Here is a 456-nt window from a genome sequence, read left to right on the forward strand (position 1 = left end):
ATGCCCAGGGGCACGGCGTAGAATAAATTTTGGTTTATACCAAAGGTTGGAAAATGCCGTGCCCCTACAACTTGTATAAATGCCCAGGGGCACGGCGTAGAATAAATTTTGGTTTATACCAAAGGTTTTAAAATGCCGTGCCCCTACAACTTGCATAAATGCCCAGGGGCACGGCGTAGAATAAATTTTGGTTTATACCAAAGGTTGGAAAATGCCGTGCCCCTACAACTTGCATAAATGCCCAGGGGCACGGCGTAGAATAAATTTTGGTTTATACCAAAGGTTTTAAAATGCCATGTCCCTACAACTTGCATAAATGCCCAGGGGGCCACGGCGTAGAATAAATTTTGGTTTATACCAAAGGTTGGAAAATGCCGTGTCAATACAACTTGTATAAATGCCCAGGGGGCACGGCGTAGAATAAATTTTGGTTTATACCAAAGGTTGGAAAATGCC

Annotated in this window: 1 protein-coding gene; it reads right to left on the minus strand. The window is 43.4% G+C overall.

Going from position 1 to position 456, the window contains the following annotated elements; genetic code table 11:
* Positions 1-143: 143 nt before the first annotated feature.
* The coding region (locus MiSe_RS49870; protein ID WP_226595045.1) for a hypothetical protein at positions 144-456 on the minus strand (313 nt) is incomplete at its 5' end.

The sequence above is a fragment of the Microseira wollei NIES-4236 genome (assembly GCF_020521235.1).
Taxonomy (GTDB): domain Bacteria; phylum Cyanobacteriota; class Cyanobacteriia; order Cyanobacteriales; family Aerosakkonemataceae; genus Microseira; species Microseira wollei.